The following is a 23543-nucleotide window of genomic DNA, read 5'->3' as shown; positions in this document are numbered from 1 at the left end:
TATTCTGTCTTGCTATCAGTTTAGGTTGACAGGTTAAACTTTGCTCATTAAAATTCCGCCACCCATTTACTTGCATGTATGTTACAAGCTTGTAAAAAGGGCGGATTTTTTTATTTTTTTCAGTAGTAATTTTAATTTCAGGAGCTATTTAAATGGCAACTATTAACCAGCTAGTGCGTAAGCCACGTCGTAGCAAGGTTACTAAAAGTAACTCAGCTGCGCTTAAAGCGTGTCCGCAAAAGCGTGGTGTATGTACTCGCGTATATACAACTACACCTAAGAAACCAAACTCGGCGTTACGTAAAGTAGCTCGTGTACGTTTAACTAACGGTTTCGAAGTAACTTCATACATTGGTGGTGAAGGTCATAACCTTCAAGAGCATAGTGTAATCCTAATCCGTGGTGGTCGTGTTAAAGATTTACCAGGTGTGCGTTTTCACACTGTACGTGGTGCACTTGACTGTGCAGGCGTTAGCGACCGTCGTCAAGCTCGTTCTAAATACGGTGCAAAACGCCCTAAAGGCTAATTGTTTTCCGTTAGTAAGGCCAAGCACTAAATATTATTAATTATTGTTTTGGGTGATTGTTCCAAAAGGACAAACCTGAATAAACCGGAGATACAAAATGCCTAGAAGACGCGTAATAGGTCAACGTAAAATTCTTCCAGATCCTAAGTTCGGATCGGAACTTCTTGCTAAATTCGTTAACATCGTAATGTTAGACGGCAAGAAATCTACTGCTGAAAAAATTGTTTATGGTGCGCTAGACGTGGCTGCTGAGAAATCAGGCAAGTCGCACCTAGAAATCTTTGAAACTGCACTTGATAACATCCGTCCACAGGTAGAGGTTAAATCTCGCCGTGTTGGTGGTTCAACTTATCAAGTACCAGTTGAAGTACGTCCAGTACGTCGTAACGCATTAGGTATGCGTTGGTTAGTAGACGCTGCACGTAAGCGTGGCGAAAAATCTATGGGCTTACGTTTAGCTCAAGAAATCGTTGACGCTGCTGACAACAAAGGCACTGCGGTTAAGAAACGTGAAGACGTTCACCGTATGGCTGAAGCGAATAAAGCATTCGCACATTACCGTTGGTAATCTGTCCTTAACCTTTAAGAGGATCATATGGCACGTACAACTCCACTTGAGCGCTACCGTAATATCGGCATAGTAGCTCACGTAGATGCAGGCAAAACCACCACAACAGAACGTGTTCTGTTCTACACGGGTCTTTCTCATAAGATCGGTGAAGTACATGATGGCGCCGCAACTATGGATTGGATGGAGCAGGAACAAGAGCGTGGTATCACAATCACTTCTGCTGCAACAACGTGTTTCTGGAAAGGGATGGACGCTCAATTTGACGACCATCGTATCAATATTATTGATACTCCAGGACACGTAGATTTCACTATCGAAGTAGAGCGTTCTTTACGCGTATTAGATGGTGCGGTAGTTGTTCTTTGTGCTTCATCAGGTGTACAGCCGCAAACTGAGACAGTTTGGCGTCAAGCGAACAAATACGAAGTTCCGAGAATGATCTTCGTAAATAAAATGGATCGCACGGGCGCTGACTTCTTAACGGTTGTTAGCCAGGTGAAATCTCGTCTTGGAGCAACGCCTGTTCCAATCCAGTTGCCAATTGGCGCTGAAGACGACTTTAAAGGTGTAATTGACCTTATAAAAATGAAAGCCATTAACTGGAACGAAGCGGACCAGGGTATGACCTTCTCTTATGAGGCAATACCGGCAGAACTTCAAGAGTTAGCTGAAGAATGGCACTCTCATTTAGTTGAAAGTGCAGCTGAAGCCTCTGAAGAACTAATGGATAAGTACTTAGAAGGTGAAGAGTTAAGTGAAGCAGAGATAAAATCTGCTTTACGTCAACGCACATTAGCGAACGAGATTGTTCCAATAACGTGTGGTAGCGCATTTAAAAACAAAGGCGTTCAAGCTGTGCTTGATGGCGTTGTTGAGTACATGCCAGCACCAACACAAGTGAAACAAATCCAAGGTATCTTAGAAAATGGTACTGAGGAAGAACGTCCAGCTGATGATAAAGCGCCGTTTGCTGCACTCGCATTTAAGATTGCAACAGACCCGTTTGTTGGCACTTTAACCTTTTTCCGTGTTTACTCTGGTACTGTTAAACAGGGTGACGCGGTTTATAACCCAGTTAAAAGTAAGCGTGAGCGACTTGGCCGTATCGTACAGATGCATTCAAACTCACGTGAAGAGATCAAAGAAGTTTACGCAGGCGACATCGCGGCAGCTATTGGTCTTAAAGACGTAACAACAGGTGAAACACTGTGTGATCCGAATTCTATTATTACGCTTGAGCGTATGGAATTCCCTGAACCAGTTATCTCTGTTGCGGTTGAGCCTCGCACAATCGCTGACCAAGATAAGATGGGTATCGCGCTAGGTAAACTAGCGGCAGAAGATCCTTCTTTTCGCGTACAAACTGACGAAGAATCAGGCCAGACTATAATCTCTGGCATGGGTGAACTTCACCTAGATATCATTGTCGACCGTATGAAACGTGAATTCAGTGTTGAATGTAACGTTGGTAAGCCGCAGGTTGCATACCGAGAAGCTATTCGTTCAACTGTTAAAGTTGAAGGTAAGTTTATACGTCAATCAGGTGGTCGTGGTCAATATGGTCACGTCTGGGTTAAACTTGAGCCGATGGATATTTCGGATGATGAAGCACCAATTTACGAGTTCGTTAACGAAACGGTAGGTGGTTCTGTTCCTAAAGAATTTATCCCTGCGGTAGACAAAGGTCTCCAAGAGCAAATGTCTCAAGGTGTACTGGCAGGCTACCCATTACTTGGCGTTAAAGCGACTTTATATGATGGTTCATTCCATGATGTAGACTCGAATGAAATGGCATTTAAAGTAGCAGGTTCAATGGCAATGAGAAATGGGGCGCTAGAAGCTGACCCTGTATTATTAGAGCCAATGATGAAGGTTGAAGTAATCACTCCTGACTCAAACATGGGTGATGTAGTTGGCGACCTTAATCGTCGTCGCGGCATGATCGAAGGCATGGAAGATGCTATAGGTGGACTTAAGCAAATTAATGCACAAGTTCCTCTTTCTGAAATGTTTGGTTATGCAACTGCTTTACGATCTGCAACACAGGGCCGTGCCTCATACTCTATGGAGTTTTTGAAGTACGCTGAAGCCTCTAAAAATGTTGCAGATACAATAATTTCAGCTCGCGCTGTAATATGATTTTAGCTTGTCTGGCTCAATAGTGAGTCAGGCTTTAATTTCTTAATTAGGAATTTTTTAAGATGGCAAAAGAAAAGTTTGAACGCGTAAAACCGCACGTAAACGTTGGTACAATCGGCCACGTTGACCACGGTAAAACTACACTAACTGCAGCAATCACTAACGTACTTGCAAAAGTATACGGCGGTGTTGCTAAAGATTTCGCATCAATCGATAACGCTCCAGAAGAGCGCGAGCGTGGTATCACAATCTCAACTTCTCACGTTGAGTACGATACGCCAACTCGTCACTACGCACACGTAGATTGTCCTGGTCACGCCGATTATGTTAAAAACATGATCACTGGTGCTGCTCAAATGGACGGCGCTATCTTAGTAGTAGCTGCGACTGACGGCCCTATGCCACAAACTCGTGAGCACATCCTACTTTCTCGCCAAGTTGGCGTACCTTACATCATCGTATTCATGAACAAATGTGACATGGTTGATGACGAAGAGCTACTTGAGCTAGTAGAAATGGAAGTTCGTGAACTTCTTTCTGAGTACGACTTCCCAGGTGATGATTTACCACTAATTCAAGGTTCTGCACTTAAAGCACTTGAAGGCGAAGAGCAATGGGAAGCTAAAATCGTAGAGCTTGCAGAAGCACTAGATTCTTACATTCCAGAGCCAGAGCGTGACATCGATAAGCCATTCATCATGCCTATCGAAGATGTTTTCTCAATTCAAGGTCGTGGTACAGTTGTAACTGGCCGTGTTGAAGCGGGTATCATCAACGTGAATGACGAAGTTGAAATCGTTGGTATCAAAGAGACTACTAAGTCTACTTGTACTGGTGTTGAAATGTTCCGTAAGCTTCTTGACGAAGGTCGTGCTGGTGAGAACATTGGTGCACTTCTACGTGGTACTAAGCGTGAAGACGTTGAACGTGGTCAAGTACTAGCTAAGCCTGGTTCAATCAAGCCACACACTACATTCACTTCAGAAGTATACGTACTTTCTAAAGATGAAGGTGGTCGTCATACTCCATTCTTCAAAGGTTACCGTCCACAGTTCTACTTCCGTACAACTGACGTAACAGGTGACGTACAGTTACCAGATGGCGTAGAAATGGTAATGCCTGGTGATAACGTTAAGATGACAGTAACTCTAATCGCGCCAATCGCGATGGATGAAGGTCTTCGTTTCGCTATCCGTGAAGGTGGCCGTACTGTAGGTGCTGGTGTTGTAGCAACTATCGTAGAGTAATAGTTAACTTTTAAGTTAATTAATACTAAAAAAACCCGAGCTTAGTCTCGGGTTTTTTAATGCCTAAAATTTAGCTTACATGAAGGTGGCGCTCTTACCTTAGATGTAGGTGCTTTTTAGCAACGCTCAACGAGTAATAGTTAACTTTTAAGTTAATTAATACTAAAAAAAAAACTGAGCTTAGTCTCGGGTTTTTTAATGCCTGAAATTTAGCTTACATGAAGGTGGCGCTCTTACCTTAGATGTAGGTGCTTTGTAGCAACTATCGTAGAGTAATAGTTAACTTTTAAGTTAATTAATACTAAAAAAACCCGAGCTTAGCCTCGGGTTTTTTAATGTCTGAAGAAAAGCGTTTAGTTTTCAACTATCAGTTATTAGTAAAATGATCTGACCCCGATAATTACTCTACCTGTAGTGCACTTTAATAAACGAATTAATCCCGATTAAAAAAGCTCACAAAGCTAGCCCCTAGATATGTGTATTTGATAAGGTAAAGTGTCACTTATTAAAGGAGTCCGGTGTCCTCATGCTAAATAAACGAATATTTACCGCAAAAGAAGTTAGGGATAACGAGGCTCTTGCTGCTAAAAATAGTCATTGTGAGTTATTTACTCTCATGCAGCGCGCAGGGGAGGCTGTATTCAATGTCTGGAAAGAGTTTAATGCTGAGCATACCTTGGTGATTGTGGGACAAGGTAATAACGCTGGAGATGGTTATATTACCGCGAGCCTAATTAAGCAAGCGGGTAAGCTGGTGACTTTGTGTGCCGTTAACCCTGAGCAAGCACTAACAGGAGATGCAGCAAAAGCGTCTAACTTGTGGCGTGATGAAGGCGGTGAAGTTAATGCTTATACGAGTGAGTTATTAAACCGTAGTGATTTAATTATAGATGCAATGTTAGGTACTGGGATTACAAGCTCAGTACGCGATAATTTTGCTAAAATTATTAATGAAATTAATGCCTGTAATAAACCTGTATTGAGTATAGATGTGCCTTCAGGTATCAGCGCTGATACTGGCCAACCTTTAGATATTGCTATACAAGCAAGTAAAACAATGACCTTTGTTGGTATTAAGCAGGGGCTGACAACGGCTATAGGTAAACAACATTGCGGGCAGTTAATATTTGACGATCTAAATATTGGAACTGCATTTTTTGAGCTCGCAGCTTCAAGCGGTACACTTATAAATATTAATAGTTTTAAAAAGCTTGGTGCGCGAAGCCAAAATAGTCATAAAGGAACTCATGGCAAACTACTCTGTGTAGGCGGAAATGAAGGTACTGCCGGAGCAATTAGATTAACCAGCGAAGCTGCACTTAGAGCAGGTGCTGGTATGGTAAGAGTATATACACATTCAAGCTCTATAGCGCCTGTAAGCATTGGTAGGCCAGAATTAATGGTAAGCAGTGCCTATTTACAAGAAGCGCTTGAATGGGCTAGCAGTGTGGTAATAGGGCCAGGGCTTGGGCAGGACGAATGGGCACAACAAACGTTCGATGAAGTAATGCAATATTGCCAAAATAATAAAATGCCATTAGTTATAGATGCAGATGCCCTTAACTTACTGGCTAAGCAAGCTTCATCATACATGTTAGAGCGATGTATACTTACGCCACACCCTGGAGAAGCATCAAGGCTATTAAGTACAACGACACAAGAAATTGAGTCTAATAGGTTTGAAAATGCTCGCCTATGTGCAAAGCGCTATAACGCTACGTGCGTATTAAAAGGCGCAGGTACCTTAATTGATAATGCTGAGCACGCATGGGTGTGTGAGGACGGCAATCCGGCACTGGCCGTGGGTGGTAGTGGCGATGTACTAACTGGTATTATTGGTGCCTTACTGGCTCAAGGTTTAAATGTTGATGAAGCAGCGCGCTATGGCGTAACACTGCACGCTAAAGCCGGTGATATCGCCAGTGAGCGAGAAGGGCAGCGAGGTATGCTACCCTCCGATTTATTTAAAATAGTTAGAGCGTTAATAAATTAAGCTTTCTATTTCTGTTGAATTAAATCCCACTTATTACCGTATAAATCTTCAAAAACAGCAACCGTCCCGTAAGGTTCATTACGGGGTTGTTCATTAAAGACAACCCCGTTTGCTAACATGTTTTCATAATCACGCCAAAAATCGTTAGTATGTAAAAATAGCCAAACACGACCACCAGCTTGGTTGCCAATGGCACTTACTTGATCTTGTTCAGTGGCTTGAGCAAGTAGTATATGCGTACCATTTGACTGCGGCGGTGTAATTAGCACCCAACGTTTACCTTCACCTAAATCAGTGTCTTCGACTAATTCAAAGCTTAATTTCTTAGTGTAAAATTCAATAGCTTCATCATAATCTTTTACGACTAAAGCAATACTACCAATATGCTGTTTTATACCTGACATAAATAACTCCCTGACTGTGTTGCTGCGCATTTTTACATATCATTGTGTGCTTTGTGTAGGGCTGTAATGTATTTGGAGATTATATTTCTTCATCCGGTGCATCGCCTGAGTCTTCTTTACGTTTTCTTTGCTCTTGCTTCGCCTTTTGTACATTTTCGTAGGTAGGTGGCGGAATAGGCATCAGTGAAATAAGCGGGAAAAACGCTAAGAATAAATAAGCGCCTTTAGGCATGCTTTTTCCCCACACTATCATTTTTAACAAAAGCCAAATAATTAAAAGCAGCAATGCCGATACTATGGTTACAAGCACCGCAAAGAAAGTAATTCCATTACTATTAAGTATGTCCATGGTGATGTTTTTTTTGCTTACACGTTATTACTACATGGTTGTAAATTAGACAATATCAATAACAAGTGTACTAAAAAGCAAAAAACCAGCCGAAGCTGGTTTTTTATATAAGCAAGGTGCTTAAACGGTGATGCTTATTTACATCATGCCGCCCATGCCACCCATTCCGCCCATGCCACCCATATCAGGTGCACCAGCAGATTCATCTTTAGGGATTTCAGCTACCATTGCTTCAGTAGTGATCATTAGACCCGCAATAGACCCTGCAAATTGTAGTGCAGAACGTGTTACTTTAGTTGGATCTAGGATACCCATTTCAATCATGTCGTTGTATTCGCCAGTTGCTGCGTTGTAACCGTAGTTACCTTCGCCGCCTTTAACTGCGTTAATAACAACAGAAGCTTCATCACCTGCGTTAGTTACGATTTGACGAAGAGGTGCTTCCATCGCACGAAGTGCAACTTTAATACCGTGGTTTTGATCTTCGTTGTCGCCAACAAGAGCAAGTAACTTGCTTGCTGCGCGTACAAGTGCAACACCGCCGCCAGGTACTACGCCTTCTTCAACCGCTGCGCGAGTTGCATGCAATGCATCTTCCACACGGTCTTTTTTCTCTTTCATTTCAATTTCAGTTGCTGCGCCTACTTTGATTACTGCAACACCGCCGGCAAGTTTAGCCATACGCTCTTGTAGTTTCTCTTTGTCGTAGTCTGACGTTGCTTCTTCAATTTGTGCTTTAATTTGAGAAACACGACCGCTAATGCCTTCTTCTTCGCCAGCACCATCGATGATTGTTGTATCATCTTTAGTGATAACAACACGCTTAGCTGTACCTAAGTCTTCAACTGTTGCTTTTTCAAGCTCTAAGCCGATTTCTTCAGAAATAACAGTACCGCCAGTTAACACTGCGATATCTTGTAGCATTGCTTTACGACGATCGCCAAAGCCAGGTGCTTTAACAGCTGATACTTTAACAATACCGCGCATGTTGTTAACTACTAAAGTAGCAAGAGCTTCACCTTCAAGGTCTTCTGCAATAATAAGTAGTGGCTTACTTGCTTTAGCAACGGCTTCAAGCGTTGGTAATAGCTCGCGGATATTCGATATTTTTTTATCTACAAGTAGAATAAATGGGTTATCTAATTCAACTGCGCCTTTTTCAGCGTTGTTGATAAAGTAAGGAGATAAGTAACCACGATCAAACTGCATGCCTTCAACAACATCTAGTTCGTTTTCAAGTGATTGACCTTCTTCAACAGTAATAACACCACTGTTACGGCCTACTTTTTCCATTGCTTCTGCAATGATGTCGCCAATTTCTTTATCAGAGTTAGCTGAAATAGTACCTACCTGTGCGATAGCTTTAGCGTCAGCACAAGGAACTGAAAGTTCTTTAAGCTCTGCAACAGCAGCAATAACTGCTTTGTCGATACCGCGCTTAAGATCCATTGGATTCATGCCTGCTGCAACAGCTTTAAGGCCTTCATTAACAATAGACTGTGCAAGTACTGTAGCGGTAGTTGTACCATCGCCGGCTGCATCATTTGCTTTAGATGCAACTTCTTTAACCATTTGTGCGCCCATGTTTTCAAACTTGTCTTCAAGTTCGATTTCTTTTGCTACAGATACACCATCTTTAGTGATCACTGGAGAGCCAAATGATTTGTCTAGTACAACGTTACGGCCTTTAGGACCTAATGTAACTTTTACTGCATTTGCCAGGATGTTTACGCCAGTTAGCATTTTAGCGCGTGCGTCACCTGCAAAAAGTACTTCTTTTGCTGCCATGTTTTAAATTCCTCTAAATTCTTAAATGTTTGTTAAACGAAAAGTAGGTTTAGCCTACAATGCCTAAAATATTATCTTCACGCATGATCAGGTACTCTTGACCTTCGATCTTTTCTACTTTTTCAACATATGAGCCAAATAACACAGTGTCACCGGCTTTAACTTCTAAAGCGCGCACGTCACCGTTTTCTAAAACGCGACCATTACCAACGGCAACAACTTCTCCGCGAGTTGATTTTTCAGCTGCAGAGCCAGTTAATACAATACCGCCAGCAGATTTTGTTTCTTCTTCTAGACGTTTAACGATTACGCGATCTTGTAAAGGACGAATGTTCATGTTTTTAGTTCTCCTAACAGTTTCTGAACAGTACAGAAAAAAGCTTTTCTAATTTGCATTCAATAATGGGGGTGGAGTGAAAAATTCCAAGAGAAAAAACGATAAATTTTTAATCTTTTCTTTCATATTCCCCATCAATAGTTGTTGGTTGTTCCATTTGAGGTTGCTCTTGCTTTGTATGTTGCTGTCCTGCAAATGGTGAGGAACCTTGCTGCATACCCGCACTCATTCTAACCGTTGCTTGGCTAGCAAGGCCTGCAGCTAATTTATTACGAATCGCAGGGGTTAATAATAGTAAGCCAAATACGTCTGTCATAATGCCAGGCGTTAATAGCAATACACCTGCAATAACCACGCAAATTCCTGTAAATAATTCTTTGGCTGGCATTTGGCCTTGCGCCATTTGTGTTTGCACATTTTGTAGTGCGCCCATACCTTGTTGTTTCACCATTTTAGCACCTAAAATCGCGGTTATAACAACCAGTGCGATGGTTGCAAACCCACCTATTACATCGCTTACTTGAATAAGCAAAGCAATTTCAATAATAGGGATGATGATAAACAACACAAATAAAAATCTAAACATAAGGCTCTCTAAATAATGACACTCAAAAGAGTTGATGAAATATAAGTGAGGGTGAGGAGGTCTATTTTCAAGGTTATTGGTTATGTATCGTAACTTTGTAGTTGTTTTAGCGCCTACACATTGAACTTGCTATCGGATACTATGAGGCTAAACAACGTCAAATAAGTAAAGGTTCATTATGAATACGCAATTTAAACTGATTTTTACAACCTGCAAAGATGAGCCAGAAGCTCGCGCACTGGCAAGAGCGTTGGTAGAGAAAAAGCTAGCTGCATGTGTAAATGTTTTACCAAATATAGGTTCAATATACATGTGGGAAGGCGAAATCGCCGAAGCGACAGAAACAAAGTTACTGATCAAAACCAAGTTAGATAAAATGAACGATGTTTTTTTAACTATAAAAGAACTTCATAGCTATGAAGTGCCAGAGATTCAGGTTGTAGAAGTCTCAACAGGTAATTTGGCGTATTTTAATTGGATGGATGAGGTACTGAATTAATGCGTTTTTTCTTTTTATTGCTGGTAACGTTATTAACGCTTCCTGTAAAAGCGGAAAATAATAATCTACTCGGTGATTTACTTGGGCCGCCTCAGCAAACATTTTTACCTGTAGAACAAGCATTTGTATTTGACTTTGACCAGCAAGGAAGCACATTGTTTGTTGGTTGGGATATTGCGCCAGACTACTACCTATATAAAAAGAAAATAGAAATTATCGCCAAGGGAGCCAACATTCAAGTAGGCGACTCTGGCAGTGGCGAAATTATTGAAGATGAGTTTTTTGGTAAAACTGAAGTATTTTTTAATGCTGTAAGTGTTGTAAGCAAACTGAGTGATATTACTGAAGGGGCTATAGTTAAGGTACGTTACCAAGGCTGTGCTAAAGCAGGGCTTTGTTACCCGCCAGAAGTAATAAGTATTCCGCTTAGTGTGATTAATACAGAAGAGCCTAAAAATATTAATCAAACTAATTCGAATGATGTAGCTACAGCACAAAGTACATTTGCAGCACTTAATGAAAAGCCTACTGAGCTTGTAAAAGTAAATTCTAATGAGCCAGAAAAAGAGCTTTCGTTTACTGATCAATTAGCAAGTCAGAGCCTAATTACTAATTTATTGATATTTTTTGTAGTGGGTGTGGGGCTAGCATTTACACCGTGCGTTTTCCCTATGTTTCCTATTTTGTCGAGTTTAATTGCAGGGCAACAAAATCTTTCCACTAAAAAAGCGTTTGCTTTATCGTTTGTGTATATACAAGGTATGGCAGTAACTTATGCGGCGCTTGGGCTTGTTGTTGCGGCTTTAGGTGGGCAAGTTCAAGGTTACTTACAACATCCGTTTGTACTTATTAGCTTTAGTTTATTGTTTGTATTATTAGCGATGTCGATGTTTGGCTGGTACGAAATAAAACTACCAAGCAGCATGATGAGCAAGTTAACCCAAGTAAGTAACAACCAAAAAGGCGGCAATTACGTTGGCGTATTTTTAATGGGGGTTTTGTCGGGATTAATAGCATCTCCATGTACTACAGCACCATTGTCGGCAGCTCTATTATTTGTAGCGCAAAGCGGTGATTACCTAGTTGGTGGTTTAACGCTTTATGTATTAAGCCTTGGAATGGGTTTACCGTTATTATTATTAGGTACATCTGGTGGCAAGTTACTTCCAAAAGCCGGCGGTTGGATGGAGCAAGTTAAAACTTTGTTTGGTTTTATAATGCTTGTAGTGCCACTTATTTTATTAGAGCGCATAGTAGATGCTGATATTATTTTACTCATGGCAGGGCTACTTGCTTTAGCAACTGCGTTGTATTTACATTATTGGCAAAGCGCTCAGGCACAAAGTAAGTTAAAAACAGTATTATGGTTTAGTGCCATTTTGCTTGCTTTAACCGGGTTTACACTTACTAAAAACTATATCTGGCCGCAGCAAAATCAAACTACTCATTTCAACACTCAAACTAATGAGTTTAAAAAGGTAGCTGATTTAGCTGAGCTAAAAGAAGCTGTAGCGCAAGCTAGTGATGAAGGCCGAATGGTTATGGTCGACTTATATGCAGACTGGTGCGTGGCATGTAAAGAGTTTGAGCATTACACTTTTCCCGACGCAAAAGTACAAAGTGAGTTTAATCACTTTCAGCTCATTCAGGTTGATCTAACAAGCAGCGATAACAGCACAATTGAGTTGATGGAAGAGTACACTGTGTTTGGTTTACCCAGTATTTTGTTTTTTAATACCCAAGGCGAAGAGCTAAGTACACAACGTGTAACTGGCTTTTTAAATGCTGATGTTTTTGCCACTCACTTAGCTGCAGTGCGCGCCAGCGCACAATAATAGTGCAATTAAGCCGCTTATATAATCTAAGCGGCTTACGATATCCTTTCTGAATGTTTGTTCCCATCATAGAGATTAGACCAGTATTTTGCTGCTATTTACATCGAACTCACTATAATAGTTGGTTAACGTGAGAAATTGTTGCTATCTTGGTTTTTTACACAGATGTTATAGTGAAAAATCGTTAGTAACCGCTTAACTCATTACTTATAGGATATATCGCGTATTATGGCTGCAAAATTTAACCTTTTGGTTATAAATGGTCCAAATTTAAACATGCTGGGCAAACGTGAACCGGATAAATACGGTTTTCAAACGCTAAGTGAAATTATGAGCGAACTATCAAGTGCCGCTGATAGTCTAGATGTTGAGTTAACGCATATTCAAAGTAATAGTGAGCAAGCGCTCATTGAACGAATACACGGTGCTTGGCAAGCGGTTGATTACATAATAATTAACCCAGCTGCATTTACGCATACAAGCGTCGCATTACGTGATGCATTGCTAAGTGTGGATATTCCGTTTTTTGAAGTGCACTTAAGTAATGTGCACGCACGTGAAGCATTTCGTCATCATTCTTATTTTTCTGATGTGGCGCAAGGCGTGATATGTGGATTAGGCGCAATGGGTTACCACGCAGCATTAAATTGTGCAGTGAGCCGGTTGCAAAACTCGATTTAATTTAAATTAACACACAAAGTAACAGGCGGGTCGTATAATGGATATTCGCAAGATAAAAAAACTTATCGAATTAGTAGAAGAATCAGGTATTGCTGAGCTAGAAATCACTGAAGGTGAAGAATCAGTACGTATTAATCGCAATAACATGAGCGCAGGCCCAGGTTACGCACAATTTGCTCCACAGCAATATGCACCAGCGCCAGCAGCACCTGTTGCCGCAGCGGCTCCTGTAGCAGTTGAGGCTGATGCAGCTCCAGCAGCCCCTACGGGTCACCAAGTTAAATCACCTATGGTTGGTTCTTTTTACTCTGCTGCATCTCCAGAAGCGCCAGCATATGTAGAAGTGGGCTCACAAGTTAAAGTGGGTGACACGCTTTGTATTATTGAAGCTATGAAAATGATGAACCAAATTGAAGCAGATAAAGCAGGTACTGTTAAAGCTATCCTAGCTGAAAATGGCGAGCCAATAGAATTTGATCAACCTCTATTCATCATTGAATAATAGCGCAACCTAAAAGGCCAACTCTAATGTTAGATAAAGTAGTCATAGCAAACCGAGGTGAAATTGCACTTCGTATATTGCGCGCCTGCAAAGAGCTTGGGATCAAAACGGTTGCTGTGCATTCAACGGCAGATCGCGATCTTAAGCATGTATTGCTTGCAGATGAAACCATCTGTATTGGTAAACCATCAGCAACTGAAAGTTATTTAGATATTCCGCGCATTATTGCTGCGGCAGAAATAACAGACGCAGTAGCGATTCACCCAGGTTATGGTTTCCTTGCTGAAAATGCTGATTTTGCCGACCAAGTTGAGCAAAGTGGCTTTGTATTTATTGGTCCTAAAGGCGATACGATTCGCTTAATGGGCGATAAAGTTTCTGCTATTGCTGCAATGCGAAAAGCGGGTGTTCCGTGTGTACCAGGCTCTGATGGCCCTGTATCGGATGATAAAGAACGCAACATGCAAATTGCTAAGCGTATCGGTTACCCGGTAATTATTAAAGCCGCTGGTGGCGGTGGTGGCCGTGGTATGCGTGTAGTACGCAGCGAAGCTGAACTAATTGATTCAATTTCATTGACTCAACAAGAAGCTAAGCAGTTCTTTGGTAATGGTATGGTTTACATGGAAAAATTCCTTGAAAATCCACGTCATATCGAAGTTCAAGTACTTGCAGATGGTCAAGGTAATGCCGTGCATTTGGGTGAGCGCGATTGCTCTATGCAACGTCGTCACCAAAAAGTAGTTGAAGAAGCTCCTGCGCCAGGCATTACTGCTGAAACGCGTAAATTTATTGGTGAACGCTGTACTCGAGCATGTATCGAAATTGGATACCGTGGTGCAGGTACGTTTGAGTTTTTATACGAAAACGGCGAGTTTTACTTCATCGAAATGAATACTCGTATTCAAGTAGAGCACCCTGTAACTGAGATGGTTACTGGTATCGACTTGGTTAAAGAGCAGTTAAAAATTGCTGCGGGTCAGCCATTATCTTTCACTCAAGATGACGTGGTTATTCGCGGACATGCTGTTGAGTGTCGTATTAATGCTGAGGATCCTGAAACGTTTATTCCTTCACCGGGTAAAATTACACGTTTTCACCCGGCGGGTGGTTTAGGTATTCGTTGGGACAGCCATATTTACGCTGACTACACAGTACCACCACATTACGATTCAATGGTTGGTAAGTTAATCACTTACGGCGAAAACCGTGATGTTGCTATAGCACGTGCACGTAATGCACTTAACGAGCTAGTGATTGACGGAATTAAAACTAATACTCCTTTGCATAAACGCATTCTTGCAGATGAGAACTTCCAAAATGGTGGAACTAATATCCACTACCTTGAGAAGAAATTAGGATTATAATTCCTCTGTTTTTAAAAAACCGGCTTAGGCCGGTTTTTTTATGTCTAAAACTGCAATTTATCGCCTTAAATAAATATTCTGGTATGATTAGCAAACATGCGCTTTTAAGTAAATTTTTGAGGTAGTAATGACGCGTAGTTTCCAATCTCACTTAAATGATGAAATAGCCACAGTAGCAATGGGTAATCAGCTTGCTGCTATTATAGAGCAAGGTGCGGTTATATATTTACATGGTGATTTAGGTGCTGGTAAAACAACATTTACGCGAGGTGTGGTACAAGGTTTTGGCCATACAGGTAAGGTTAAAAGCCCAACATATACACTAGTAGAACCATACGAGCTTGAGCGAGCCAATGTTTATCACTTTGATTTATATCGTTTAGGTGACCCTGAAGAACTTGAATATATGGGAATACGAGATTACTTTTCAGCTGATGCAATATGTGTAGTTGAATGGCCTGAAAAAGGTGGAGAATTTATTCCTGTGCCTGATTTAGATATTACTCTAAGCTATGTAGGCGATGAGCGAAAAATTGTTATTAATAGTGCAAGTGAGCGCGGTGTAGCAATTGTCGAAAAACTAAATAGCTAACATACAAAAGCTAGCTCTTATAATAAAAATAGTTAAGGCAGTGGTTATTAAAATGACTCGAGGTATAACTAAATTATTTCTTACTCTCATGGTATTAGTTGTGAGTTTGCCGCTGTGGGCGCAAAATACTATTAATAGTGCGCGAGTGTGGCCATCACCAGATAGCACTCGCGTTGTATTTGATCTAGATGAAAAGCCAGATTTTAGCTACTTTATGCTTAAAAATCCGAGCCGTTTAGTCGTTGACTTAGAAAATACAAAAGAGCTAAAAATACTGCCAGGCGTTCCGCCAAAGCATCAAATTGTTAGTAAGCTGCGCTATTCCAAACCTAAAAACAAAAAAAGCGTTCGGTTAGTGTTCGAGCTAAGCTCTGCGGTCAAACCGGTTATTTTTGCACTAGCCCCCGCTGGCCCTTATAAAAATAGGTTAGTTGTAGATTTATATAATAAGGCTCAAAAGCAAGCCGTTGCGTCACCTGCGCAAACAGCGGCTAAAAATCGTCAGCTAAGCCAAGAACGCGATATCGTTATTGCTATTGATGCAGGCCATGGCGGTGAAGACCCAGGATCTATTGGTCCTTCGGGTACATATGAAAAAACAGTTACTTTGCAAATTGCCAAGCGTTTAGAGCGCATGATAGATGGCGAGCGGGGAATGATTTCGCGCATGGTGCGAAGTGGTGACTACTTTGTAAAACTAAATACACGTACTAATCGTGCGCGCGAAAAAAAGGCTGACTTTTTTGTTTCTATTCATGCTGATGCATTTACCAGCCCCGGGCCTAATGGCGCTTCTGTATGGGTTTTATCGTTACGTAGAGCTAATTCTGAAATAGGTAAATGGATAGAAGATAAAGAAAAGCACTCTGAACTTTTAGGGGGGGCTGCAGATGTAATTAAAGATGCTGCCAACGAAAAGTACTTAGCGCAAGCATTGCTTGATATGTCGATGGATCACTCAATGAAGACCGGTTTAAGCGTTGCCGATGAAGTAGTTAAAGAGCTTAAAAAGGTAGCTAAACTACATAAAAAAGACCCTCAACATGCCAGTCTCGCTGTTTTAAAGTCGCCTGACATTCCTTCTATTTTAGTTGAGACCGGGTTTATATCTAATCCAAGAGAAGAACGTATGCTTAAAAGCGCTAATCATCAAGAGCGTTTAGCAAAGGCGATATTTACGTCTATTAAAAATTATTATTTAAAAAACCCGCCTGATGATTCGTTATTTGCAAAGCTTAAATCGCAATACCCTACTAAGCACAAAGTACGCCCAGGTGAATCTTTAAGTGTGCTTGCAAGTCGGTATGGCGTAACTGTAAGTAAATTAAAGCAAGCTAATAAACTTAGCTCAAATACGCTGTTTATTGGTCAAGAGCTTGATATACCTCAAAGTTAAACCTTTAGAAAAATTTTGTTAGGACGTTCATGAGTATTGAAATATTACCCGCGCGTTTAGCGAACCAGATTGCCGCTGGCGAAGTGGTAGAGCGCCCTGCGTCGGTAGTAAAAGAATTAGTAGAAAACAGCTTAGATGCTGGTGCAACGCGTATTCAAATAGATATTGATCGCGGCGGCCACAAGCTTATTCGTATTCGTGATAACGGCTCGGGTATAGGTAAAGATGAATTAACACTTGCGCTTTCTCGCCACGCAACCAGTAAATTAAAGTCACTCGATGATTTAGAAAACATATGCTCATTGGGATTTAGAGGCGAAGCGCTTGCATCAATTAGCTCTGTATCGCGATTAACTCTTAGCTCCAAACCTAAAGAGCAAGAAGCAGCGTGGCAAGCGTTTGCAGAAGGCCGCGATATGGCGGTGCAAGTTAAGCCTGTTGCCCACCCCGATGGAACAACAATTGAGGTTAAAGATTTATTTTTTAATACTCCTGCTCGTCGTAAATTTTTGCGCACTGAAAAAACCGAATTTAGCCACATTGATGAGCTTATAAAACGTATTGCGCTGAGTCGCTTTGATGTATCTATAACGCTAACTCATAATCAAAAAGTAGTGAGGCAATATCGTGCTAAAACAGACCCAGCTCAGGCTATTACTCGTGTTGCGCAAGTAGCTGGCAAAGCATTTGCAGAGCATGGTTTGCATATTCAATCGGGTGAGGGCGGCTTGCAATTGCATGGCTGGGTATTACCTGTCGGGTCAGCTAATACAACGCAGTACACATATGTAAATAATCGAATGATGCGCGATAAGCTTATATTGCATGCTATACGCCAAGCATTTGAAGAAGTGAGCGGTGCACAAGAGCTACCTGGTTTTGTTATTTATATTGATATAGACCCTAGGCAAGTCGATGTAAATGTACATCCTGCAAAGCACGAAGTGCGTTTTCATCAGGGGTGCTTAGTACACGACTTTATTTTACAAGCAATTAAACAAGTTGTAGTGCCTCTACAAGGTGAGTTTGTTAGTGAAGCAATAGACAATTCGCAGCAAGCTATGACAGCTGGTGCTGAGCCTTTGTATAAGGGTAATGAAGCAGCGCAATTTACAGGTGCTTTTGATTACCCAAAATCGCAATTACAGCCATCTAACTCCGGCTTTGGTGGCGTTTCTGCTTCACGTTCTTCAAGCGGTGGGAGTGGTAATGCTTATCGTAGCAATGAGACTGCTAATCATCACGACGTAAATGCGTTTTACCAAGGTGTAAGTGAGCAACATGCTGCACATTTTGATAATGTGACAAGTTCCTCAAGCCATGCTTTAAATAGTGAACAAGCGGCAAAGCTAAACGAAGTTGCAATAATAAGTGTAACCGAAGGTGTATGCGTGTTTAGTTTACAGCAGCAACTTTATTGCTCGCATTTTAAATATGCACTACCTGATGATTGGCATAATCAAATAAGAGAGCTTGGTAGCCTTGAAGGTAAAGCTCTTTTATTACCTGTAAGGGTTAATTTATCAAAAGAAGATTGTGTGATAATAGCAGCGCAACAATCGTGGTTTACCTTACTTGGCTTTGAACTTGTTATAGAAAAACAATTTGTTATGGTAAAAAAATTGCCTGCTTGTTTGTATTTGCTTGATGTATCAAATGCAATTGAGCACTTACTGAGTGCATGTAAGTCACAGTTTGAAAATATTGAAAGCTGGCTTGCATGGCAATTAAAGAGCGTACCTGCTCGCTTTTATTCAAGCAATGTATTTTTAGAACAACAAATTCGCTTACAAAATAATCCGCAAACAATTGAACGTTTACAAGAAAAAGCAGTTAAAATAGAGCTAAATAGCTATTTAACGCAATTAGACTAAGGTGTTCGTGTTGAGTAATTTACCGGTCATATTTTTAATGGGCCCAACCGCTGCTGGAAAAACAGCATTGGCAATTTCGTTGTGTGAGCATTTAAATACTGAAATTATCAGCGTCGATTCAGCGTTAGTGTATAAAGGTATGGATATTGGCACCGCAAAACCGGACGCTGAAGAACTCGCTCGTGCTCCGCATCATTTAATTGATTTGCTTGATCCGAGCGAAACCTACTCGGTGGCTGATTTTAGACGAGATGCAGTACAAAAAATTGATGAATTTCATCAACAAGGTAAAGTACCTGTACTTGTAGGCGGTACAATGATGTACTTTAAGGCGCTAATTGATGGTTTATCGCCATTACCAGAAGCTGATGCAACTATTCGAGCAGAACTTGAAGCGCAAGCTAATGAACATGGCTGGCCTCATTTATATAAAGAATTAGTTAAAGTTGACCCGCAAGCAGCCGAAAAAATAAGTGAGAATGATTCACAAAGAATTAATCGGGCTCTAGAGGTTTACCGTATAACAGGTAAAACAATGACTGAGTTGCAAAAGCAAAAGCAGCCAGCTTTACCTTATACTTTTCATCAATTTGCTATTGCGCCACAGCAGCGCTGCGAATTACATAGCAGAATTGAAGAAAGGTTTAAAATAATGATTGATCAGGGGTTTGAAAATGAAGTTTCGACCCTATATCTACGTAAGGATTTACACCCCAATATGCCTTCTATTCGTTGTGTAGGTTATAGACAAATGTGGGATTACCTTGCGGGTGAAACAAACCATGATGAAATGGTTTTTCGCGGCATCGCAGCAACGCGTCAATTGGCAAAGCGTCAGTTAACGTGGCTACGCAGTTGGCCTGATGTTACTTGGTTAACAACAGGTGATGAAGAAAACTTGCATCGTGTAGTAAGTTCGCTAAGCTAGTAGTAGTTGAAGATTATTTAGTTTAATCAAATAAGTTCAGCCACTTAATTATAATAACACCTAGAACGAAGGAACAATAACATGGCAAAAGGCCAATCGTTACAAGACCCATTTTTGAATGCACTACGTCGTGAGCGCATTCCAGTATCAATCTTTTTGGTAAATGGCATAAAATTACAAGGTAAAATTCAGTCATTTGACCAATTTGTTATTTTACTTGAAAACACCGTAAACCAAATGGTGTATAAGCATGCAATTTCAACAGTTGTACCTGCTCGCGCAGTCAACTTCCAAGGTGTTCAAGGGGATGAGAGCACTGAAGAACCAGAAGCTGGAAACTTTTAATTAGGAGCGTAATGCTTGTTTGACCGCTATGAATCCGGCGAACAGGCAATTTTAGTACATATCGACTTACCTAAAGATGGCGATCGTGAAGATCTTCATGAATTGGAAATGTTGGTATCTTCTGCTGGTGTTAGTAGTTTGGCGGTTGTGCAAGGCAGCCGTCAAGCACCACATCCGAAACTATTCGTCGGTACCGGTAAAGCAGAAGAAATAGCTGAAATTGTCAAAATCCACAATGCAGATGTCGTCATATTTAATCATCAATTAAGTCCGTCTCAGGAACGCAATTTAGAGCGCGTTTGCCAATGCCGTGTACTTGATAGAACGACACTTATTCTTGATATTTTTGCCCAAAGAGCCCGTACTCACGAAGGTAAGCTTCAAGTTGAGCTTGCTCAATTACGCCATATGTCAACCCGACTTATTCGTGGTTGGACTCACCTTGAAAGACAAAAAGGTGGTATAGGTTTACGCGGACCAGGTGAAACTCAGTTAGAAACAGATAGACGCTTATTACGTGCGAGAATTAAAAACATTCGCGCTCGATTGGCAAAAGTAGCTGTACAACGTGAGCAGGGCAGACGTGCGCGTACGCGCAATGAAATTCCGACTGTGTCGTTGGTTGGTTACACTAATGCGGGTAAATCAACGCTATTTAATCGAATCACCGATTCTGACGTGTATGCAGCCGATCAATTGTTTGCAACACTGGACCCAACACTACGTAAGCTGGATATAGGCGATGTAGGCTCAGTAATTTTAGCTGATACAGTGGGATTTATACGCCATTTACCACATGATTTAGTCGCTGCCTTTAAAGCAACACTTACCGAAACGCGAGAGGCCGACTTACAGTTACATGTTATTGATGTGGCAGACCCCCGTCGTAAAGAAAATATTGAACAAGTTCAGTCGGTGCTTAAAGAAATTGAAGCCGATGAAGTTCCTCAATTACTTATTTACAATAAAATTGACGCACTTGATGATGTTAGTCCGAGAATTGATCGGGATGACGAAGGGCAGCCTATAAGAGTATGGTTGTCTGCACAAACAGGTGAAGGATGTGAGTTACTAAGTGAGGCGATTAGCGACTTATTAGCTAAGCAAATGTTTAGTGAAACGTTATTGCTAGCCCCTATGTACGGACGCTTAAGAGCTTCATTATTTACGCTAAATGCGGTGCATGAAGAGCGTTTTGATGAGCAGGGTAATTGGCTTTTAGATGTCAGAATGCCAATGGTTGAGTGGAATCGTTTAATCAAAGAATTTGGTCCTGAAATTGCTGGTTTTATCAACCGTAATTAAAAATTGACGTATAAACGTCGGTTTTAGTATGAGAAACGCGGTAGATTTGTTAGATTTAACACAATTTCCTAATTTATTTAGATAACAATGGAGTATAGCTATGGCCTGGAATGAACCGGGTAATAATGGCAATGACAAAGATCCGTGGAATAATAAAGGCGGACGTGATCAAGGCCCACCTGATTTAGACGAGGTGTTCCGTAAGTTTAGTAACAAGTTAGGCGGCTTATTTGGCGGAAAAAAATCCGGCAATGGTAGCGGCGGTGGACTTGGCGGAGCCGGTATTTCATTTATCCTTATTATCGCCGTTATTGTATGGGCGTTAAGTGGTATTTATACGGTAAAAGAAGCTGAGCGCGGTGTGGTACTTCAATTTGGTAAATACGACCGAATTGCAGATCCAGGTTTGCGTTGGAAAATGACGTTTATTGAAACCGTTATTCCTGTTGATATTGAAGCTGTGCGCTCATTATCGGCCTCGGGCTTTATGCTAACTGAAGACGAAAACGTGGTAAGCGTTGAGTTTCAGGTGCAATACCGTGTTATTGACCCGTACCTTTACGAATTTAGCGTGACTAATGCTGATAGTAGCTTAGAAGAAGCACTTGATAGTGCATTACGTTATGTTGTGGGCCATGCAAAAATGGATCAAGTATTAACGAATGGCCGTGAAGTTGTTCGCCAAAATACGTGGGATGAGCTTAATAAAATTATCGAACCATATAACTTAGGTTTAATAGTGACAGACGTTAACTTTAAAGATTCTCGTCCGCCAACCGAAGTTAAAGATGCTTTTGATGATGCAATTGCAGCACAAGAAGATGAAGAGCGTTTCATCCGTGAAGCCGAAGCGTATGCCCGTGAAATTGAGCCGCGTGCTCGCGGTCAAGTAACACGTATGACGCAAGAAGCTGAAGGTTACCAAGAACGAATTACGTTAGAAGCGCAAGGTGAAGTGGCTCGCTTTGAAAAGCTATTACCTGAATATCAAGCAGCTAAGGAAGTTACTCGTGAACGTTTATACATTGACGCGATGGAAGAGGTGCTAGGTAGTAGCTCTAAAGTGCTAGTTGATGTTAAAGGCGGCAACAACATGATGTATTTACCTCTTGATAAAATCATGGACAAGCAGGGTACTGCAACACGCGTTGCGCTTCCAAGCTCAAGTGATATTCAAGATTTACGCAACAAAGTAAATACGTCACGCAATAGCTCTGTTAACAGTGGTAACGACCGCTTTAACAACGACCGCTTTAATGATGGGAGATAATCATAATGAAAAACTTTAGTTTAGTTATACTATTAGCTGCCATTGTTATGTCTTTTTCATCGGTATTTGTAGTACCTGAAGGACAAAAAGCGATTGTAATGTTGTTCAGCAAAGTGCAAAAAGACAGTGAAGATAAAGCGATTGTATATGGCCCAGGCCTACAATTTAAAGTGCCGTTTTTTAGCCAAGTACGCCGTATTGATGCACGTATTCAAACGCTAGATGGTACGCCAGATCGTTTTGTTACAAGCGAGAAAAAAGACTTAATTGTTGATTCGTTTGTTAAATGGCGTGTTAACGACTTTAGCGCTTTTTACTTACGTGCTCGTGGCGACAAGCAATATGCTGAAACGTTACTTAAGCAAAAAGTAAACAATGGTCTTCGTACAAACTTTGGTACACGTACAATTCGCGAAATTGTATCGGGTGAGCGTAGCGAGTTAATGGAAGAAGCATTAGTGCAAGCTTCTGAAAGTGCGCGTGAGCTTGGTATTGAAGTACTTGATGTACGTGTTAAGCAAATTAACTTACCGCAAGAAGTTAGTAGCTCTATTTATCAACGTATGCGCGCTGAGCGTACTGCAGTTGCAAAAGAGCATCGTTCTGAGGGCCAAGAAAAAGCCGAGACTATTCGTGCGGGTGTTGATCGTCGTGTAACGGTAATGCTTGCTGATGCAGAACGTAATGCGCGTTCTGTTCGTGGTCAAGGTGATGCTGACGCTGCTGCAATATATGCAAAAGCGTACAACAAAGATCCTGAGTTCTTTGGCTTTGTTCGTTCTTTAGAGGCTTATAAAAAGACCTTTAAAGATAAGCAAGATGTTATGGTACTTTCACCAGATAGTGACTTCTTTAAATATATGAAAGGTGCTAAAGCGCAATAAGCTTAGCCCCGATTATTTAAAAAGTTATAAAGCCTCGCAATTGCGGGGCTTTTTGTTTAATGAATTTTAGTAGTTTAAACCACTGTTATTTATGTGGTTATTAGCAATAGTTTCACTTCAAAAT

The 23543-nt window shown here is 41.1% G+C and carries 23 protein-coding genes; 18 read left to right on the top strand and 5 right to left on the bottom strand.

From position 1 onward, the window contains the following. Positions 1-152: 152 nt before the first annotated feature. The 5 genes from rpsL to ALFOR1_RS15015 all read left to right on the top strand — a co-directional run bounded on the left by rpsL (position 153) and on the right by ALFOR1_RS15015 (position 6477). On the top strand, positions 153-527 hold the full coding sequence (gene rpsL / locus ALFOR1_RS15035) for a 30S ribosomal protein S12 (protein WP_002958885.1): 375 nt from the start codon (positions 153-155) through the stop codon (positions 525-527). 97 nt (positions 528-624) lie between these two features. After that, positions 625-1095, top strand: coding sequence for a 30S ribosomal protein S7 (rpsG, locus tag ALFOR1_RS15030; protein ID WP_010392135.1), 471 nt, complete (start codon positions 625-627; stop codon positions 1093-1095). 27 nt (positions 1096-1122) lie between these two features. Beyond that, positions 1123-3237 carry an elongation factor G gene (gene fusA, locus ALFOR1_RS15025; protein ID WP_104643435.1) on the top strand — a complete coding sequence of 705 codons (2115 nt, stop codon included), beginning with the start codon at positions 1123-1125 and terminating at the stop codon, positions 3235-3237. Between the two features lie 62 nt (positions 3238-3299). Then, a complete protein-coding gene (gene tuf, locus ALFOR1_RS15020; protein ID WP_058548756.1) occupies positions 3300-4484 on the top strand; it encodes an elongation factor Tu in 1185 nt (394 codons plus the stop codon). 526 nt (positions 4485-5010) lie between these two features. Further along, positions 5011-6477, top strand: a complete 1467-nt coding sequence (locus tag ALFOR1_RS15015) for an NAD(P)H-hydrate dehydratase (RefSeq protein ID WP_104643434.1) — start codon at positions 5011-5013, stop codon at positions 6475-6477. A 5-nt stretch (positions 6478-6482) separates the two neighbouring features. Here ALFOR1_RS15015 and ALFOR1_RS15010 read toward each other — a convergent pair whose 3' ends face one another. From ALFOR1_RS15010 to ALFOR1_RS14990, 5 genes are all read right to left on the bottom strand, one after another. Beyond that, a complete protein-coding gene (locus tag ALFOR1_RS15010; protein WP_058549288.1) occupies positions 6483-6881 on the bottom strand; it encodes a VOC family protein in 399 nt (132 codons plus the stop codon). Positions 6882-6960: 79 nt separating this feature from the next. Next, on the bottom strand, positions 6961-7230 hold the full coding sequence (locus ALFOR1_RS15005) for a hypothetical protein (RefSeq protein WP_104643433.1): 270 nt from the start codon (positions 7228-7230) through the stop codon (positions 6961-6963). A 138-nt stretch (positions 7231-7368) separates the two neighbouring features. Beyond that, on the bottom strand, positions 7369-9018 hold the full coding sequence (gene groL / locus ALFOR1_RS15000) for a chaperonin GroEL (protein WP_058549290.1): 1650 nt from the start codon (positions 9016-9018) through the stop codon (positions 7369-7371). Positions 9019-9067: 49 nt separating this feature from the next. Beyond that, entirely contained in the window at positions 9068-9355 is a 288-nt protein-coding gene (locus ALFOR1_RS14995) for a co-chaperone GroES (RefSeq protein WP_007580032.1), read from the bottom strand. Between the two features lie 109 nt (positions 9356-9464). After that, positions 9465-9941: an FxsA family protein gene (locus ALFOR1_RS14990; RefSeq protein ID WP_104643432.1), complete on the bottom strand. Its 477-nt coding sequence runs from the start codon at positions 9939-9941 to the stop codon at positions 9465-9467. Positions 9942-10119: 178 nt separating this feature from the next. On the opposite strand from ALFOR1_RS14990, the gene cutA reads away from it, so the two are divergent. The 13 genes from cutA (at position 10120) to hflC (ending at position 23419) form a co-directional block, all read left to right on the top strand. Continuing rightward, positions 10120-10440, top strand: a complete 321-nt coding sequence (gene cutA, locus ALFOR1_RS14985; protein WP_058549292.1) for a divalent-cation tolerance protein CutA — start codon at positions 10120-10122, stop codon at positions 10438-10440. Next, complete coding sequence (locus tag ALFOR1_RS14980) at positions 10440-12275, top strand: protein-disulfide reductase DsbD (protein WP_104643431.1); 1836 nt, start codon at positions 10440-10442, stop codon at positions 12273-12275. Before cutA ends, ALFOR1_RS14980 begins: the two co-directional genes overlap by 1 nt. Positions 12276-12503: 228 nt before the next feature. Next, a complete protein-coding gene (gene aroQ / locus ALFOR1_RS14975) occupies positions 12504-12956 on the top strand; it encodes a type II 3-dehydroquinate dehydratase (RefSeq protein ID WP_104643430.1) in 453 nt (150 codons plus the stop codon). Positions 12957-12993: 37 nt separating this feature from the next. After that, positions 12994-13458 (top strand): acetyl-CoA carboxylase biotin carboxyl carrier protein, encoded by a 465-nt coding sequence (gene accB, locus ALFOR1_RS14970; protein ID WP_104643429.1) that lies wholly within the window; start codon positions 12994-12996, stop codon positions 13456-13458. 26 nt (positions 13459-13484) lie between these two features. Beyond that, positions 13485-14825: an acetyl-CoA carboxylase biotin carboxylase subunit gene (accC, locus tag ALFOR1_RS14965; RefSeq protein WP_058549296.1), complete on the top strand. Its 1341-nt coding sequence runs from the start codon at positions 13485-13487 to the stop codon at positions 14823-14825. A gap of 127 nt (positions 14826-14952) precedes the next feature. Next, on the top strand, positions 14953-15417 hold the full coding sequence (tsaE, locus tag ALFOR1_RS14960; RefSeq protein ID WP_104643428.1) for a tRNA (adenosine(37)-N6)-threonylcarbamoyltransferase complex ATPase subunit type 1 TsaE: 465 nt from the start codon (positions 14953-14955) through the stop codon (positions 15415-15417). Positions 15418-15469: 52 nt separating this feature from the next. Continuing rightward, positions 15470-16813, top strand: coding sequence for an N-acetylmuramoyl-L-alanine amidase (locus tag ALFOR1_RS14955; protein WP_104643427.1), 1344 nt, complete (start codon positions 15470-15472; stop codon positions 16811-16813). A gap of 29 nt (positions 16814-16842) precedes the next feature. Continuing rightward, positions 16843-18687, top strand: coding sequence for a DNA mismatch repair endonuclease MutL (gene mutL / locus ALFOR1_RS14950; RefSeq protein WP_104643426.1), 1845 nt, complete (start codon positions 16843-16845; stop codon positions 18685-18687). Positions 18688-18697: 10 nt separating this feature from the next. After that, positions 18698-19615, top strand: coding sequence for a tRNA (adenosine(37)-N6)-dimethylallyltransferase MiaA (gene miaA, locus ALFOR1_RS14945; protein ID WP_082660595.1), 918 nt, complete (start codon positions 18698-18700; stop codon positions 19613-19615). Positions 19616-19696: 81 nt separating this feature from the next. Further along, complete coding sequence (gene hfq, locus ALFOR1_RS14940) at positions 19697-19960, top strand: RNA chaperone Hfq (RefSeq protein ID WP_007375939.1); 264 nt, start codon at positions 19697-19699, stop codon at positions 19958-19960. Positions 19961-19975: 15 nt separating this feature from the next. Further along, positions 19976-21265, top strand: coding sequence for a ribosome rescue GTPase HflX (gene hflX, locus ALFOR1_RS14935; RefSeq protein ID WP_058549301.1), 1290 nt, complete (start codon positions 19976-19978; stop codon positions 21263-21265). A gap of 100 nt (positions 21266-21365) precedes the next feature. Then, positions 21366-22535 carry an FtsH protease activity modulator HflK gene (gene hflK, locus ALFOR1_RS14930; protein ID WP_104643425.1) on the top strand — a complete coding sequence of 390 codons (1170 nt, stop codon included), beginning with the start codon at positions 21366-21368 and terminating at the stop codon, positions 22533-22535. Positions 22536-22540: 5 nt separating this feature from the next. Next, positions 22541-23419, top strand: coding sequence for a protease modulator HflC (gene hflC, locus ALFOR1_RS14925; protein ID WP_058549303.1), 879 nt, complete (start codon positions 22541-22543; stop codon positions 23417-23419). Positions 23420-23543: the final 124 nt, after the last annotated feature.

Source organism: Pseudoalteromonas carrageenovora IAM 12662 (genome assembly GCF_900239935.1).
GTDB lineage: Bacteria > Pseudomonadota > Gammaproteobacteria > Enterobacterales > Alteromonadaceae > Pseudoalteromonas > Pseudoalteromonas carrageenovora.
This window is presented reverse-complemented; position numbering and strand designations above follow the sequence as displayed.